This is a genomic window from Xenorhabdus thailandensis, from assembly GCF_037996785.1.
Lineage (GTDB): Bacteria > Pseudomonadota > Gammaproteobacteria > Enterobacterales > Enterobacteriaceae > Xenorhabdus > Xenorhabdus griffiniae.
The window spans coordinates 1-14,008 of the sequence record NZ_JBBMXF010000021.1 but is presented as its reverse complement, the minus strand read 5'-3'; the positions used below and the strand labels follow the sequence as shown (position 1 = coordinate 14,008).

The window sequence follows — 14,008 nt, the reverse complement described above, 5'->3', positions numbered from 1 at the left end:
AGGCCATAGGTAAAAGTTGTGGCGGACTCTCAACCAAAATCCATTTAGCCGTAGACAGTTACGGTTTTCCTGTCCATTTTGAGCTTTCCGAGGGACAAACACATGATATCGTTCATGCTAAAGTCTCCTTGCACAATCTCCAACTTCAGATTTTGTTATTGCGGATAAAGGATACGATAGTGAAGCTTTCAGGGAAATCGTCAAACGAAAAGGCGCGACACCGGTCATTCCCTACCGGAACAATAGCCGAAAATCGGATAAAAAGATTGATAAGGGTTTATATCGTTATCGTCATTTAGTGGAAAATGCGTTTGCCAGAATCAAGCATTTTCGTGCAATCGCAACAAGATACGATAAATTAGCACGGAATTATGCCAGTATGGTGGCACTGGCATTTATCATCGTCTGGCTACCCATGTGGTCAGAATAAATGATGAACACAAAACGTCAACAGACTCTAATACTAGCCTAAAAAGACTTCAGACCGATTATATTGACCTTTATATAATTCATCGATGGGATGATAACACGCCGATTGAAGAAACAATGCTTGCTCTGAATGACTTGATTCAGTCAGGCAAGGTTCGGTATATCGGAGCTTCGTCAATGAGAACTTGGCAATTCATTAAAGCACAATTCGTCGCCAGAATGAACGGATGGACTCAGTTCATTAGTATGCAAAATCATTACAATCTCATCAATCGTGAAGAGGAAAGAGAAATGATTCCTTATTGTGTTTCCGAAGGGATTGGGGTTACACCATGGAGTCCATTGGCTAGAGGTAAACTTGCAAAGAAGGCTGGTACTACTCGTACACAATCTGACAAGGTATTGTCATGGCTATATGAATCCGCAAAGCAGAGTGATGAAAAAATAATTTCTGTTCTAAATGACCTCGCAGCAAGTAAAGCATGTAAGCCTGCACATGTAGCTTTAGCTTGGTTGTTATCTAAACCATCAATCGCTTCACCAATTGTTGGTGTGACATCAGTAGAGCAACTTATAGACAATACTTGTTGTATGAATGTATCTCTTAGTAATGATGAAATTGCTGCACTGGAGGAGTTCTATACTCCACATATGAGAGCCGAGTTATCCTAAAATAGTTATTGGGGGATTTATGCGAGTCCAAAAACCGATCAATTCAGGATTTAGCGCGTCATCAACAGCCTCGGATGTACTTAAAGGTATTGATATTAAAGGTAAGACCGCTTTTATCACAGGTGGACATTCTGGATTGGGATATGAGACTACTAAAGCGCTATCAGAAGCAGGTGCTCATGTGGTAGTGGGAGTAAGGGATATGAAGAGAGCATCTAATGCTTTAAGTGAGTTAACCAATATTACCATTCTTCCACTTGATCTTTCGGATATAAATTCTGTCAGGACATTGGCGGCTTATGTCAATGCGAATAGATATATCTTTGATTATGTGATTTGTAATGCTGGCATCATGGCTTCTCCAGAAAAACGGGTTGGTCCAGGATGGGAATCGCAGTTTGCTACAAATCATATTGGCCATTATATACTGGTGAATCTTATATGGAACAATATCCGATCTGGAGGGAGAATTGTATGCGTTTCATCTGCTGGGCATCACAATTCACCAATCAGATGGGATGATATTCAATTTACCAGCGGTTATGACAAGTGGGTGGCATATGCACAGTCTAAAACTGCTAATGTACTTTTTGCATTGCAATTGGACACATATGGGAAAAACAGAAATATCAGGGCATTTTCTTTGCATCCGGGTAAAATCTTCACCCCACTCCAGCGATATCTGTCTTATGAAGAAATGGCGAATGAGGGATGGATGGATAAGGATGGTAATCCAATTGACCCAGCCTTTAAATCTCCGGCACAAGGTGCTGCGACTGAGGTATGGGCTGCAACAAGCTCAGCGTTGATTGGACTGGGAGGACTTTATTGTGAAGATCGTAACATTACAGGACTCGCATCAGATTATGAAGAACCCTTTGTTGGTGTTTGTGAATATGCTGTTGATCCGGTAGAAGCCTTAAGATTGTGGAATTTCACAGCTAATCTTACAGGTGTAAATGTATTTGCAGCTATTAACTAAATTCTCCCTTTGAAGGAGGATTGAGAGAGAAATGGGGCAGATCATATACGAAGCTCGGGTTAATCAGGGAGGATATGTCACACTTCTTGCCCATGAAAAGCAAGCAACGACGCGGCTTAGATTACACGCCACTTTTTATGTTTTTATTGAGCAAAGTCGGTGAAAAATGGGATGCGGTCCACAGTGAAGCCATTCAGCGACTGGACAGTCCAGAACCTTTATTTTGGCTAGTGGCGTTACATGAGCATGAACAAAGAGAGTATATCCGCTGTGGTGAATCCAGTTATTACAACGGGTTGTTCGTCGATGGATCCGGTTTTTTAAGGAAGGTGAATCCAAATCTGTCAGTAAATGATATTCCTGTCCAGTGTCAGTGCTGTACGCATACATTTAACGGGGTTCCTATTCATCGCTGATCCAGGTAATTTTCACCATGAGAAAAAGAATTAACCGCAGTATTTAACGCCCTTTTTCTGCATGTTACCCCTTTCAGTATGAATGAAAAGGGTCACAATCCGTGGTGCAAAAAAAAACAATCCACTTGGCACAATAGAACAAAAATGGCTGATTATTAGCGGGTTAAGTCTGTCGCTGAGTTTTCCCGGTCAGGCCAGGCCAGAAGATCAAAACCAAGATCTGCCGGCAAAAACTGGCCGAAATCACCACCCAGTGGGGGCAACTGAACGCAGATCCGTAGCGACCCAGCGAAGCGGCAAAAACACTGGCTGCCCAGCAATTATCGTCTGCGGTGACATCAACACTGACACCGTGGTTGAACCAATACGGCAATGCCCGCCTCACACTGCCTTTCGACAGCCATTTTGCGTTAAAAGACGTTGCATTGGATGGGTTGCTGCCTTTTTATCAACTCGGTTTCGGGTACCGCATTCAGCCAGTCAGGGGTAAAACTCACCACGGCCAGACAACAACCACACTGGGATTCGGCTATCGCTATGTCGCCGATAACTGGCTCTGGGGTGCCAATATCTTCTGGGATGCGTTATGGCCGGAGCAGCATCACCGTTACAGTCTTGGGTTAGAAGCCTGGCATGATAACGTCAAACTGTCTGCGAATATTTACCGACGCTTATCTCACTGGAAAGCCGCGAGGCTCACGGATTTCGATGCAAGACCGGCAAACGGCTGGGATATTCAGGCCGAAGCGTATTTGCCGGCTTTTCCTCACTGGGGCGGACAGTTGAAGTATGAACACTATGACGGGCAGCAGGTTGCCTTATTCGGTGGATCCGAACGCCAGAAAAATCCGTACAGCGTCACCGCTGGGCTGACTTACACGCCAGTCCCCTTAAGCCCCACATTGGGTGCCGATTTTCGGCAGGGTAAACAAGCGACCAGTGAGAACCGTTTTACCCTGAACCTCAATTATCGGTTGGGTGTCCCGTTGAGCGATCCAGCTCGACCCGAACGCGGTCGCTCCCCTGCGCAGCCTGAGATCCAGCCAATTTGATTTTGTGAACCGGCGCAGTGATATGGTACTGGATTATCAGAAGCAAACGCTGCTGACGCTGGCCTTTCCGACTTTGGTTAAAGGCTATGAAGGCAAGGAAGTGACCTTTTTCCCGTTATCCACACCAAATATCCGTTGGTACGTTTAGCGCTGGACACGGCTGAATTACAGCAGGCAGGCGGGAAAGTACTTGATCAACAACCGGAAAAAGTGACATTACGGTTGCCGAAAACCACGGGAAAATCCGTCCGGCTTTCGGGAATAGCTATCGACAGCCGGGGTAACCGCTCCAACCGGGCAGAAATCCTGGTGGTAAGCCTGCCGACCGAAAAGCGATGGCAGGTGACAGCGAATAAAACGCAGGCCAAAGCCGATGGTCATGACAGGGTGATCTATACCGTAATGGTTACCGATCAGGAAAGCGCTCCTGTCGCTCATCAGGCTGTTATCTGGTCAAGTGATAAAGGCGAATTATCCCAAACCCGGCAGGACACAGATGCGCAGGGGCAGACATCGGTCGTGCTGCACAGTCGTCAGCAGGAGCGGCACACAGTACGTGTTTCCGTGGATGAAGAGGTTGCTGTTGCACCTTCAGTCCAGTTTGATGCGGTGCTGATACCCGAAATCACCATTGATAAGCACAGCGTTCAGGCGGATGGGCAATCGAGGGCAACCTTGACGGTCACGGTTAAAAACGCCGATGGTCAACCTGTGCCCAATCAGGCCGTTGGCTGGCAGACCCCGCTCGGCCAGTTCTCCTTATTTTCATTGATGACTGATGCGAAGGGGCAGGCCACCGCCTATTTAACCAGCAAAGTATCAGGAAATGCAGAAGTAGCTGTGGCGGTTGGCAGTGAAACGGTGATGGCTTCTCCGATCCGCTTTATTGCCTCGCTAACGCACACACTTCAGGCGGACAAACAAACCGCGATGGCCGATGGTCAGGACAGCATCCTTTATACGGTGAACGTGCTCGATGCAGCAGATCACCCCGTTGCCCACAGCAAAGTGCAATGGTCTGCGGATAACGGGCAACTGCTGGACAGGCAGGAACAGACAAACAGTCAGGGAGAAGCGACAGCCCGGTTAATCAGCCACATCGCAGGGCAGGCAACGGTGAAAGCCGAGGTGGCGGGGAAAACCCTTGATGCTGCTCCGGTGACGTTTGAACGCCGGCTAAGACCCGCGATCACGGTGGACAAAGTCCGGGCTAAAGGTGATGGGCAGGATATTGTGGTGTTGACGGCCACGGTGAAAGATTCACTGGGATCACCTGTGGCAAATCAGTCGGTGAGTTGGCAAGCAGATCACGGTGTGCTGTCCTCAGAACGGACACAAACCGACCCTCAGGGACAAGCACAGGTTCAGCTGAGTAGTACGTTTGCAGGGGAGCACCAGGTTCAGATCCAGGTCGGCGATCATAAAGTGGCTGCCCCTATTGTCACCTTTGATGAAGTGCTGTTATCCACCATTCGGGTCAATAAAACCCGTGCTGCGGCGGATGGCGAAGATCGGGTGACTTTTACTGTCACCGTTACCGATATTCATGGGCAGGGGCTTGCGGATAAAGCGGTTGATTGGTCTGGCAACCTTGGCGAGATGATTTTTGCAGAAGACAGGACAGACCGTCAGGGAAATGCAACGGCAACCTTTGTCAGTCGTCATGCTGGACAGGCTTCGGTCACTGCTGAAGTGGGTGCGCAGCAAGTCGCTTCTTCTGTGGAATTTATCCTGCCGTTACGCCTGGTTGATACCGTTGCCGTTGACCGCCAGGGTGGCAATGCCAACCAGAAATCGTTTGGTCTCCGGGGACCTTCCGTACTCTGGCGTGGCGCAAAATTTCGCCTTATCACGGCCGGCAATACAGGCAGAGTAAGCTGGCAGAGTGATTCACCCTCGGTGACGGTATCGGGGGATGGGGTGACGGTGCAACAAAATCCTGACGGAGTCAGGCTCACCGGCACTGATGAGACCGGGCAACAGGTCGCACTGACCTTGACGGTTCACACCTGGTTTGAGCGCTCCGGCCTGACAAAAGACTTTTATTCTCATGCGAAACAGCTTTGCCAATCACTCGGCAGCCGGATTGCCACCAAATATGCCCTGGAACGGCTCTATGAGGAATGGGGAACTTCTATCTTTATGATGGTTGGGCGCGGGAATTTTACGTGACATCAACGGATTATCTGGCGGCCAGCTCAGGTTCAGCAGAGCATCAGGCGAAATGGGCGTTTTCGGGCAGAAACAGACCGATGGATGCGAAATGGCTGGCCGATGACAGGATTTGCATGCAGTCGTTTTATGCTGCCAGAGTAAGCGACGAAACTTTTTACTCCTGTATTGGCTGCCTTGGTCTGAATGAAAAACCAGCCGCCCTTCGATATGACGCGTTTCCAATGCATTATTCAATGCCCGGCAGATCAGCTCCGCATCCGGCGAAGAAGCGATGGCCATCCCCACCACCCGGCGGGAAAATAAGTCGGTTACCACCGCCAGATAACTCCAGCCCACTTTGGTGCGAATATACGTGATGTCTCCGCACCATTGGGTATTCGGGCAAGCCGGAGCAAAGCACTGCCGCAAGAGATTCGGGCTGGCGAGAGAATCTTCGCCTGCCGGGCGATAACGGTGAGCCCCCGGTTGACGGCTTTGCAGGCCACATTCCTGCATTAAGCGTCTGGCCTTCCACCGGCCCACCGGCCTACCTTCATTGGTCAGCAGGTGGCTCAAGGTGCGACTGCCTATCGCTCCCCGGCTTTGGTTGTACAGTTCACGCACCCGGATACGCAACTGCAGACGCTCCGTGTCGACCGGCCGCTGTCGCCAGTCATAATAGCCACTGCGTGACACCTGCAGCATCTGACACAATTCCGTCACCGGCCATCGGGGGCTCAGCCGTGTGATCAACGCATAGCGCCACTGCGCATCTCGCTCATCAGCACGGCCGCCTGCTTTAGGATTTCTTTTTCCATTTCCAGGCGTTTCACCTGTTTTTCTAAGGCTTGTATCTGGCGTTGTTCGGGTGTCAGTGCCTTACTGACCGGCGTTATCCCCTGTATTTCGGCGTGATACTGGCGAACCCATTTTCCCAGCGTACTGGTATTGACGCCCAATGAACGGGCGACATCAACAACCCGTTGTTGATGGAGAACAACCTGTTGAACTGCTTCCAGCTTAAATTCAGCGGAATAGTGGCGTTTGGTAAGCTTCACTTTCATTGTCACACCTCATTGTCATGTAATTAACATTAGCAATTTTTTGAGGTGTCCGGAATTATCATGCCACTACAATAAACTAAGGTCTATGGTCCCAAGAGCATTCAATTCTTAGTGATATTGGGTATATATAGGATAGGATTTGATTTATGCGAACGACATCAGCACTTTTTCTCCTCTTCGGCACGACTTTTACTGCAGGTGGATATGGAGCAACTTTCTTAATTTCTGAATTTTTTCGGGCACAGGGAGGGAGTGATATTGACGCAGGAATGACACTGAGTGTGGCTTTAATCGGCACGTTGATTGGTGTTCCTTTAGTTGGATGGTTTGCTGGGAGGCTGGAATCATCGCGTTTCGCAGCCTTAGCTGCTTTATCTGTATCGTGTGGTTATTTTCTTCTCAGTTGTTCCGCTGGTGATCTGAGTTACATACCACGTATAGGGGCTTTTTTGATTGGCCTCGGTTGGGGTATGTTCTATATCAGCGGGCCAATGGCTTTGTCTGAACGTATTTCTGATGCAGATAGGGGATACTGGTTTACACGTTTCAGTGCTTTCCAGATGGCAGGAATTTGTGGTAGCCCAATTATACTCTCTATCATTGTTGAACAAGTAAAAATACCTATCCTAACAGCATTTCTCCTTGTTGGTATTATTGCTATTTTTGCATCTCTATTTTTAATGACATTTGGATTTAGAGAGCCACACGATCAACAAGAATTATCATTAAGACCTTGGGTAAAGAATATATCGAAGATTGCGGCCACGAGTGCAATCCGTCCGATTATTATGGTAGGGTTAGGAGGCTGCGTATTCTTTGGCATGATGTCGTTCCAGAGTTCAATAGTAGAAGGAACAAACTCAAGCGCCAATACATTTTTTGCTGTTCATGTAGTGACTGTAGTTATATCACGGCTTCTGTTGGCTCGTTATTTATCAACTGTGCCTCGTATTCCTCTTGTCATCACACTTATGTCATTTTTAGTTCTGGGCATAGTATCTTTGTTAGGTATACCTGTTCATTCAATCTTTCAAATTACAGCAGCTATTTTAACAGGTCTTGGATATGGATTAGTATATCCTGTTATCCAAACTTGGGCGATAAACGAATCTGCTCTAGAGCATCGCCATGCAGCTCTTACTTGGTTCGTTGTTTCCTACTTTATTGGGATATTCGGGTTTCCGATAATAGGTGGCTGGATATTAGTTGAAGCTGGGAAATCTTTATTTATCACTACACTCGCTGCGATAGCCTTTCTTGAGCTCGTCATGGCGTTACCGATGCGACAAGCGGATAGTGTTGTTCTAGAGAAATAAAAAAGGTTCTGTTGCATGAAGAAAGTGAAAATACATTGATCTATTTGATCACACATTCAATTCGTTGATTGATACTAAACATAGTTTTGATGATGGCCAACGGGCGGTTTTGGTGGATAAACTCGCCCGTTTAAATTTTTACCTAAGTTGTAGCAGTGTTACAACATTGCAGCATCATTCTCTATCAAATAAAAATGAATGAAAAATGATACTTAACATAATCAAATAAGACCGTGTACCAAAATTACCCCGATACATAAAGGTCCAACATATCGCCATATAAACCGTAAACACTGACGCTTCCGCAATGACATATTATCCGGTATTAATGCATTGACCTTACGTGACCAGCCAAATACGAGGCAAATAATAATTCCGAATAATGGCATGAGAACATTGGAAGTAATAAAGTCCAACATGTCGAAGATGGATTTTCCACCTAATGTGACGTGACTTAACGGACCAAAAGATAAGGAAACAGGGATCCCCATCAACATAATCGATGCCGTAACTATTAAGCTGGTTTTACGACGTGACCAATGAAAACGCGTCTGAACATAAGCAACAATGTGCTCAAGTAATGAAATTGCTGAGGTCAGTGCAGCCATTAATAACAATAAAAAGAAAGTGACTGCTAAGATTGAACCACCTGGAAGACTAGCGAAATAAATTGGCATCGTCATAAATGTTAATCCAGGACCCGCATTTGGTTTTAAACCAGCAGCAGCCAAAGCAGGAAAAATCATCAGACCAGCCAATATACAAACCAGACAGGAAAGGATGACAACCCAAATACTCGATTTACCGATACCTTTGTTATTAGGCAAATAGGAGCTGTACGTAATGTGGATCCCTAACCCGATAGACAGGGAAAAAAATGCCAATCCCAATGCATCTAGAACACCTTTTCCGGTCAAGCTATTGAAGTCTGGATATAAGAATAGTTTTAGCCCTTCTGACGAACCCGGTAAACGGATGCCAACAATAATTAACACTATCATGATCAAGAATAACAGTGGCATCATGACCTTAACTGATTTTTCCAAGCCTTTTTGCACACCAGATAATACCACGAAGCAGGTTAACCCTGAAAATGCCAAATGTGCAATTATCGGCCACCATGGATTGCTGATAAAATTGGTGAAAATAGATGTCAGTTGAGAAACATCTGTAATATTCAGTTCTCCTGTACTTGCCATCACTGTGTAGCCTATGGTCCAACCACCGACAACACTGTAGAAGCTATATATACACCATGAACTGAATACACCTATAAGGCCAACCCATCCCCAATGTTTACCAAGTAATTTTTTAAACGCATTAACGGCCACTTCACCCGTACTGCTTCCCAGCATGTTTTCAGCTAACAGAACTGCTAATCCAATGACAAAACTAAACAATAAAAATACAACCAAAAATGCTCCACCACCATTCGTTGCTGAAACATACGAGAATTTCCAGATAGCACCAATGCCAACGGCAGATCCGGTTGCTGCTAATATGTGCCCCAGACGGGATGTCCATTGTTGACTCATGCTAACCCCCGAATAGATACAGTATCAGCACATGTATCATGCTCACCTGCCTGTAGGCCAACCATAGGTGGGAAAAGGATATTTCCTGCCCCGACGAATAGGGCAAAAGTCATAAAGCTTAATACCCAAAGATCTTTAGATGATAAACGGTATGTCATAATAATTGTTAACTTATTGTTGTAAAAAAAATTTCATATGTAATAGTAACTATCACAACTATTTGAATTTCCAAGGGCGAAACTGGATTCTGATTTAACAATCAGTGATAAACATCATATTCACTGATACTCGCAAGATACAGAACGATAGTGGTAATAACAGCTAGAATCGCCAATAACTTACCCCAAATAAACCTTTTAAGTGCTAAAAGACATGCACCAACACCTCCCCTGTTACTTCATGTGAACCTTTTGGATAAGTGCACAAATCCAACCCATCCCACACAACACTCTAACAGATTAATGGAGTCATACCCTGTGGGACTCTGTCAGCTCTAAGAAGATTTTATCCCTCTTGGATTGGACTGTAATGCCTAATTCATTGGAGGTTATATAAAAATATTATCTCCTTATAACCTAAAGCATTAACAGAGAGCACTAATAGGCTTTGCTGTTACTTTGAAAACAACAGATTTACTTATGGGTCTTTTTTTGAACCAAATTTGTTTATGAAAAGTTCACCTTCGAGCCTTAGACAATAAATAAATATTATATACCGCCTACTAAAAAACAACACAAATTAAGGAAAAATAAATCCTTGCCATAATATAAATCAAGATAATTAGAGTAGCAAACAAAAAACTGGCAGTGTTAAATAACTTTGATTAAACATGAATGTAATTTTTACTTCAACTTTCAGTAATATTTATATTTGTATTACTGAAATTAGTTATACCAACACAATCAGAGGTATCCTGTTAATATTAGAAAGGTTTAATATAGGTGGAATTAATTATGTATCAGATAAAGATCAATTGCTTGAATACAAGGTGTAATCAAGAATTTTTTACTCATAAGAGATTTTCAAAGACAAAAACTGTAGACATTTACGACAAAAAGAAAGACATCATAGATATTTTCCTATCTATATTAGCATCAAAAACAGTTATAACAACCATTATATTCCAGATAAAAAACTCATAAACATGAAAAATAGAATCATCAGATCTGATAGAAAACTGACTCAAATATACAATCTCACTTCAAGATTCATGTGATTTCTCCCCGCTTTGCGGGGAGAAATCAGGTTTCATATCGTGTTATAAATTGCAGCTTGAAGTTTAATGCGTATATGTGATATTTGTTGCTTGGACATGTACATATATTAAAATCAAACCCCAATTATACTTGAGGATGCTCTAAAGAAATATTTAATAAAATAGTCATACACATGGAAATAAACCACTATGATTAATCCACCTAAAATAGGAAGAATAAACATGGCTCTGTTTCGAATCAATAAATATTCATTAAAAAACAAACCAGACATCTATACCAATCTAACTTCAAGATGCGTGTGATATCTCCCCGCGAAAGCGGGGAGATATCAGGTTTCATATCGTGTTGTAAATTGCAACTTGAAGTTTAATACGTATAGGTGTGAATTAATAGGCTTCCAAGGTGTCCAGAATTATCATGCCACACTACAAAAAACCCTCTGCCAACTAATCTGACAGAGGGTGCACAAGTTTTACGTTAATCAAGATATAGCACGATGTGTACGTATGCGCATAAAACCATACAATGTAACTAAAACCACCCCCAATCCAGCAACCAAAGAAACAATAAATCCACCACTAGCACCATATATATCAACAAATTGCCCCGCCGCTGCGGCTCCAAAAGCCGCTCCTATATTAAGACCAGAAAGTAACCAGGTTAGTCCTTCCGTTAATCTCCTTTCTGGAACCATTCTTTCAACCAATGCCATGGATATGATCATTGTTGGTGCAAAGAATAAACCTGCTATGAAGACAGATAGAGATAAACTGAAAATGCTGTTAGCAATTAAAAAAGGAAGAGTAGTCAAAGCGGTAGCCAATCCCCCTATAAGAAGGAGTTGGTGCAATGGAGTCTTTAGCTTAAGTGCACCAAATATCAATCCAGCAAGACAAGAACCTATAGCGTAAACAGATAACACGATACTAGCTGCTGCTGGATGCCCCAATTGCTTAGCAAAAGCAACACTAACTATATCCACAGTACCAACAATAATACCCATAAAGACAAGTAGTAATGCCAGAATCCATACGCCAGAAATTCTAATAACTGAACCTTTTATTTCCTGTGTAACTTTCTGAGTCTCTACAGGCGGTTCTGTACTTCGAAACATAACAAACAAACACACACCTACAGCTAACAGAAGCGCTGACGCAAGTGGTCCCGCTTGTGGAAAAACAGCTATACTTAAACCAACTGATATAGGCGGCCCAGCAATAAACGAAATTTCATCAAATACTGTTTCAAGGGAATAAGCTGTTTGTAGCTGAGGTTGTCCACGATAGATGGCGGTCCAACGGGCACGTACCATAGCGGACATACTAGGCATAAAACCTGCCAGAAAAGCACATAAAAAAAATGTCCAAACAGGAGCATTCCAATACGTACAAGCCAAAAGAGCTAATATACCTAAAACACTTATCACGGTAGCAAGGGGCAACACACGACGCTGACCATAACTATCGACTAAACGAGAAATTTGTGGAGCTACCAATGCATAAGTTAATACAAAAGTTGCTGATACTGCTCCTGCTAATCCGTAGCTACCACTTAGCTGTGATATCATAGTGATGATACCAATTCCCGTCATTGGAAGTGGCATACGAGCCACAAAACCTGCCAAGGAAAATCCCATCGCACCAGATGCCTTGAATAATTCACTATAAGGATTGCTCATATTGCTTCTCATTGTGATAATTGGTTGTACAAAATTTAAGATATCGGCGCATATACATACGCTATGTATGTTAAACAACATATCAACATACTCAACGTATGTCAAAGGGTTACTTCTATACTATTAAATGAATCCTAACGGAGGATAAATGACTCGGCGAACCCGCACAGAAATGATTGAAGAGACTCGCACTAAACTATTGGCCACTGCGCGTCATGCCTTTGGCTCTTTAGGTTATTCTAATACCTCAATGGATGATTTTACTTCCAAAGTAGGGTTAACTCGTGGGGCTTTGTACCATCATTTCGGTGATAAAAAAGGCTTATTAATGGCCGTTGTTGAGCAAATTGATTCAGAAATGGATCAATATCTCCAGTCTATATCTGATAATGCCATTGATTCATGGACTGGATTTCGCGATAGGTGCCGAGCCTACTTAGCAATGTCACTCAATTCAGAGTTTCAACAAATAGTGTTAAGAGATTCAAAAATCATTTTAGGTGATCGGTTTAGAGAATCCCAGGCGCACTGTATTTCATCAATGAGAATCCTTTTGAAAAAAATGGTTCTTGAAAAGAAAATAAAAGATGTTGATACAGAAGTTTTGGCTTGTTTAATAAATGGAAGTTTAGTTGAAGCAGCTTTATGGATTGCTGATGATGTTGATCCAGAAGCTAAACTTTTAAAAACTTTTTCTGCCTTTGACTTATTTCTTGAAGGCTTAAAATGTGATTGATTTTATCCATCATTGATATCATAGACGTCCCTTTTTCAGTGGAAAACAATGTCATCTTTTTGCCAGATTCAGTAAATTTCATAAAAAATCATTATGAATATAACCAACATAGTAAAGATTAACCTTGTCAAAAGTATTTTTCAGGTCTACGTCTGGTTGGAAGGTACCTCTGCTGCTTCTAGAACGTCACCATACATAAATCCGGCGAATTGCCTGTTTTTACTTTCTATACCAATCTAACTTCAAGATGCATGTGATTTCTCCCCGCGAAGCGGGGAGAAATCAGGTTCCATATCGTGTTGTGAATTGCAACTTGAAGTTTAATGCGTATAAAACAAGTGAAAAGATGGATGAAAAACAATGACTAGAATTGACTATTTAGCTAACCTGAACTCTGGATAAAAAATTGAACTAAGCGCCTGTTCCAAAATCAGAACTTTTGAACTAAAAACTGCTCTTAATTAAGGAACAGGCATGAATAAATAAATTAAGCCATTTTCTCGACAATGGTTAATAGCTGGCTATCGTCAACGCTCCCGGATGGATAGTTTTTGACTCGATAAATATGCAGGGTAAATACTAAAAACGACCAATCTCCATATAATTATTCAATTTTTGTACAAAGTTACCCCACTGATCTGGTATAAAAAAACACCTTGAATATATAATCTAATTTATTAACAAAAAATATTAGATAAATAAGCTTTCAAAATAGTAGATCACTTGAAGGGAACTCAGTCCAATTTTTGCGATCTGA

General features: G+C 43.2%; 11 protein-coding genes and 3 pseudogenes. 9 read left to right on the top strand and 5 right to left on the bottom strand.

Translation table 11 applies throughout. The annotated features are described in order from the left end of the window. From AAC853_RS17665 to AAC853_RS17635, 7 genes and pseudogenes are all read left to right on the top strand, one after another. Positions 1–430: pseudogene (locus tag AAC853_RS17665) on the top strand (IS5 family transposase); the annotation flags it as partial. Then, complete coding sequence (locus AAC853_RS17660; protein ID WP_340615316.1) at positions 418–1,101, top strand: aldo/keto reductase; 684 nt, start codon at positions 418–420, stop codon at positions 1,099–1,101. The pseudogene AAC853_RS17665 and the gene AAC853_RS17660, both read left to right, overlap by 13 nt. 19 nt (positions 1,102–1,120) lie before the next feature. Then, positions 1,121–2,083, top strand: coding sequence for an oxidoreductase (locus tag AAC853_RS17655; protein ID WP_340615315.1), 963 nt, complete (start codon positions 1,121–1,123; stop codon positions 2,081–2,083). 92 nt (positions 2,084–2,175) lie between these two features. Continuing rightward, positions 2,176–2,499, top strand: a pseudogene (locus AAC853_RS17650) (hypothetical protein); the annotation flags it as partial. Positions 2,500–2,831: 332 nt separating this feature from the next. Beyond that, positions 2,832–3,551: an inverse autotransporter beta domain-containing protein gene (locus AAC853_RS17645; protein ID WP_340615314.1), complete on the top strand. Its 720-nt coding sequence runs from the start codon at positions 2,832–2,834 to the stop codon at positions 3,549–3,551. 4 nt (positions 3,552–3,555) lie between these two features. Further along, complete coding sequence (locus AAC853_RS17640; RefSeq protein WP_340615313.1) at positions 3,556–3,699, top strand: hypothetical protein; 144 nt, start codon at positions 3,556–3,558, stop codon at positions 3,697–3,699. Beyond that, positions 3,687–5,723, top strand: coding sequence for an Ig-like domain-containing protein (locus AAC853_RS17635; protein WP_340615312.1), 2,037 nt, complete (start codon positions 3,687–3,689; stop codon positions 5,721–5,723). The genes AAC853_RS17640 and AAC853_RS17635 overlap by 13 nt, the downstream gene beginning before the upstream one ends. On the opposite strand, the gene AAC853_RS17630 is transcribed toward AAC853_RS17635, so the two are convergent. Further along, a complete protein-coding gene (locus AAC853_RS17630) occupies positions 5,622–6,428 on the bottom strand; it encodes an IS3 family transposase (RefSeq protein ID WP_340615317.1) in 807 nt (268 codons plus the stop codon). The two genes, AAC853_RS17635 and AAC853_RS17630, sit on opposite strands and share 102 nt — an antisense overlap. A 26-nt stretch (positions 6,429–6,454) precedes the next feature. Next, entirely contained in the window at positions 6,455–6,769 is a 315-nt protein-coding gene (locus tag AAC853_RS17625) for a transposase (protein WP_340615311.1), read from the bottom strand. 146 nt (positions 6,770–6,915) lie between these two features. Between AAC853_RS17625 and AAC853_RS17620 the strand changes: the two genes are divergently transcribed. After that, positions 6,916–8,085 carry an MFS transporter gene (locus AAC853_RS17620; RefSeq protein WP_340615310.1) on the top strand — a complete coding sequence of 390 codons (1,170 nt, stop codon included), beginning with the start codon at positions 6,916–6,918 and terminating at the stop codon, positions 8,083–8,085. Positions 8,086–8,306: 221 nt separating this feature from the next. Here the strand turns inward: AAC853_RS17620 and AAC853_RS17615 are convergent, their stop codons facing one another. From AAC853_RS17615 to AAC853_RS17605, 3 genes and pseudogenes are all read right to left on the bottom strand, one after another. Then, positions 8,307–9,620: a sodium-dependent transporter gene (locus AAC853_RS17615; RefSeq protein ID WP_338883421.1), complete on the bottom strand. Its 1,314-nt coding sequence runs from the start codon at positions 9,618–9,620 to the stop codon at positions 8,307–8,309. 38 nt (positions 9,621–9,658) lie between these two features. After that, positions 9,659–9,778 (bottom strand): annotated as a pseudogene (locus AAC853_RS17610) (branched-chain amino acid transport system II carrier protein); the annotation flags it as partial. Between the two features lie 1,540 nt (positions 9,779–11,318). After that, positions 11,319–12,515 carry an MFS transporter gene (locus AAC853_RS17605; protein WP_340615309.1) on the bottom strand — a complete coding sequence of 399 codons (1,197 nt, stop codon included), beginning with the start codon at positions 12,513–12,515 and terminating at the stop codon, positions 11,319–11,321. 148 nt (positions 12,516–12,663) lie between these two features. On the opposite strand from AAC853_RS17605, the gene AAC853_RS17600 reads away from it, so the two are divergent. Next, on the top strand, positions 12,664–13,251 hold the full coding sequence (locus AAC853_RS17600; RefSeq protein ID WP_338883423.1) for a TetR/AcrR family transcriptional regulator: 588 nt from the start codon (positions 12,664–12,666) through the stop codon (positions 13,249–13,251). Positions 13,252–14,008: the final 757 nt, after the last annotated feature.

Excerpts from the sequence above, each read along its gene's own strand:
- AAC853_RS17655 (WP_340615315.1), top strand. The coding sequence starts at position 1,121 with ATGCGAGTCCAAAAACCGATCAATTCAGGATTTAGCGCGTCATCAACA.
- AAC853_RS17625 (WP_340615311.1), bottom strand. The coding sequence starts at position 6,769 with ATGAAAGTGAAGCTTACCAAACGCCACTATTCCGCTGAATTTAAGCTG.
- AAC853_RS17620 (WP_340615310.1), top strand. The coding sequence starts at position 6,916 with ATGCGAACGACATCAGCACTTTTTCTCCTCTTCGGCACGACTTTTACT.
- AAC853_RS17615 (WP_338883421.1), bottom strand. The coding sequence starts at position 9,620 with ATGAGTCAACAATGGACATCCCGTCTGGGGCACATATTAGCAGCAACC.
- AAC853_RS17605 (WP_340615309.1), bottom strand. The coding sequence starts at position 12,515 with ATGAGCAATCCTTATAGTGAATTATTCAAGGCATCTGGTGCGATGGGA.
- AAC853_RS17600 (WP_338883423.1), top strand. The coding sequence starts at position 12,664 with ATGACTCGGCGAACCCGCACAGAAATGATTGAAGAGACTCGCACTAAA.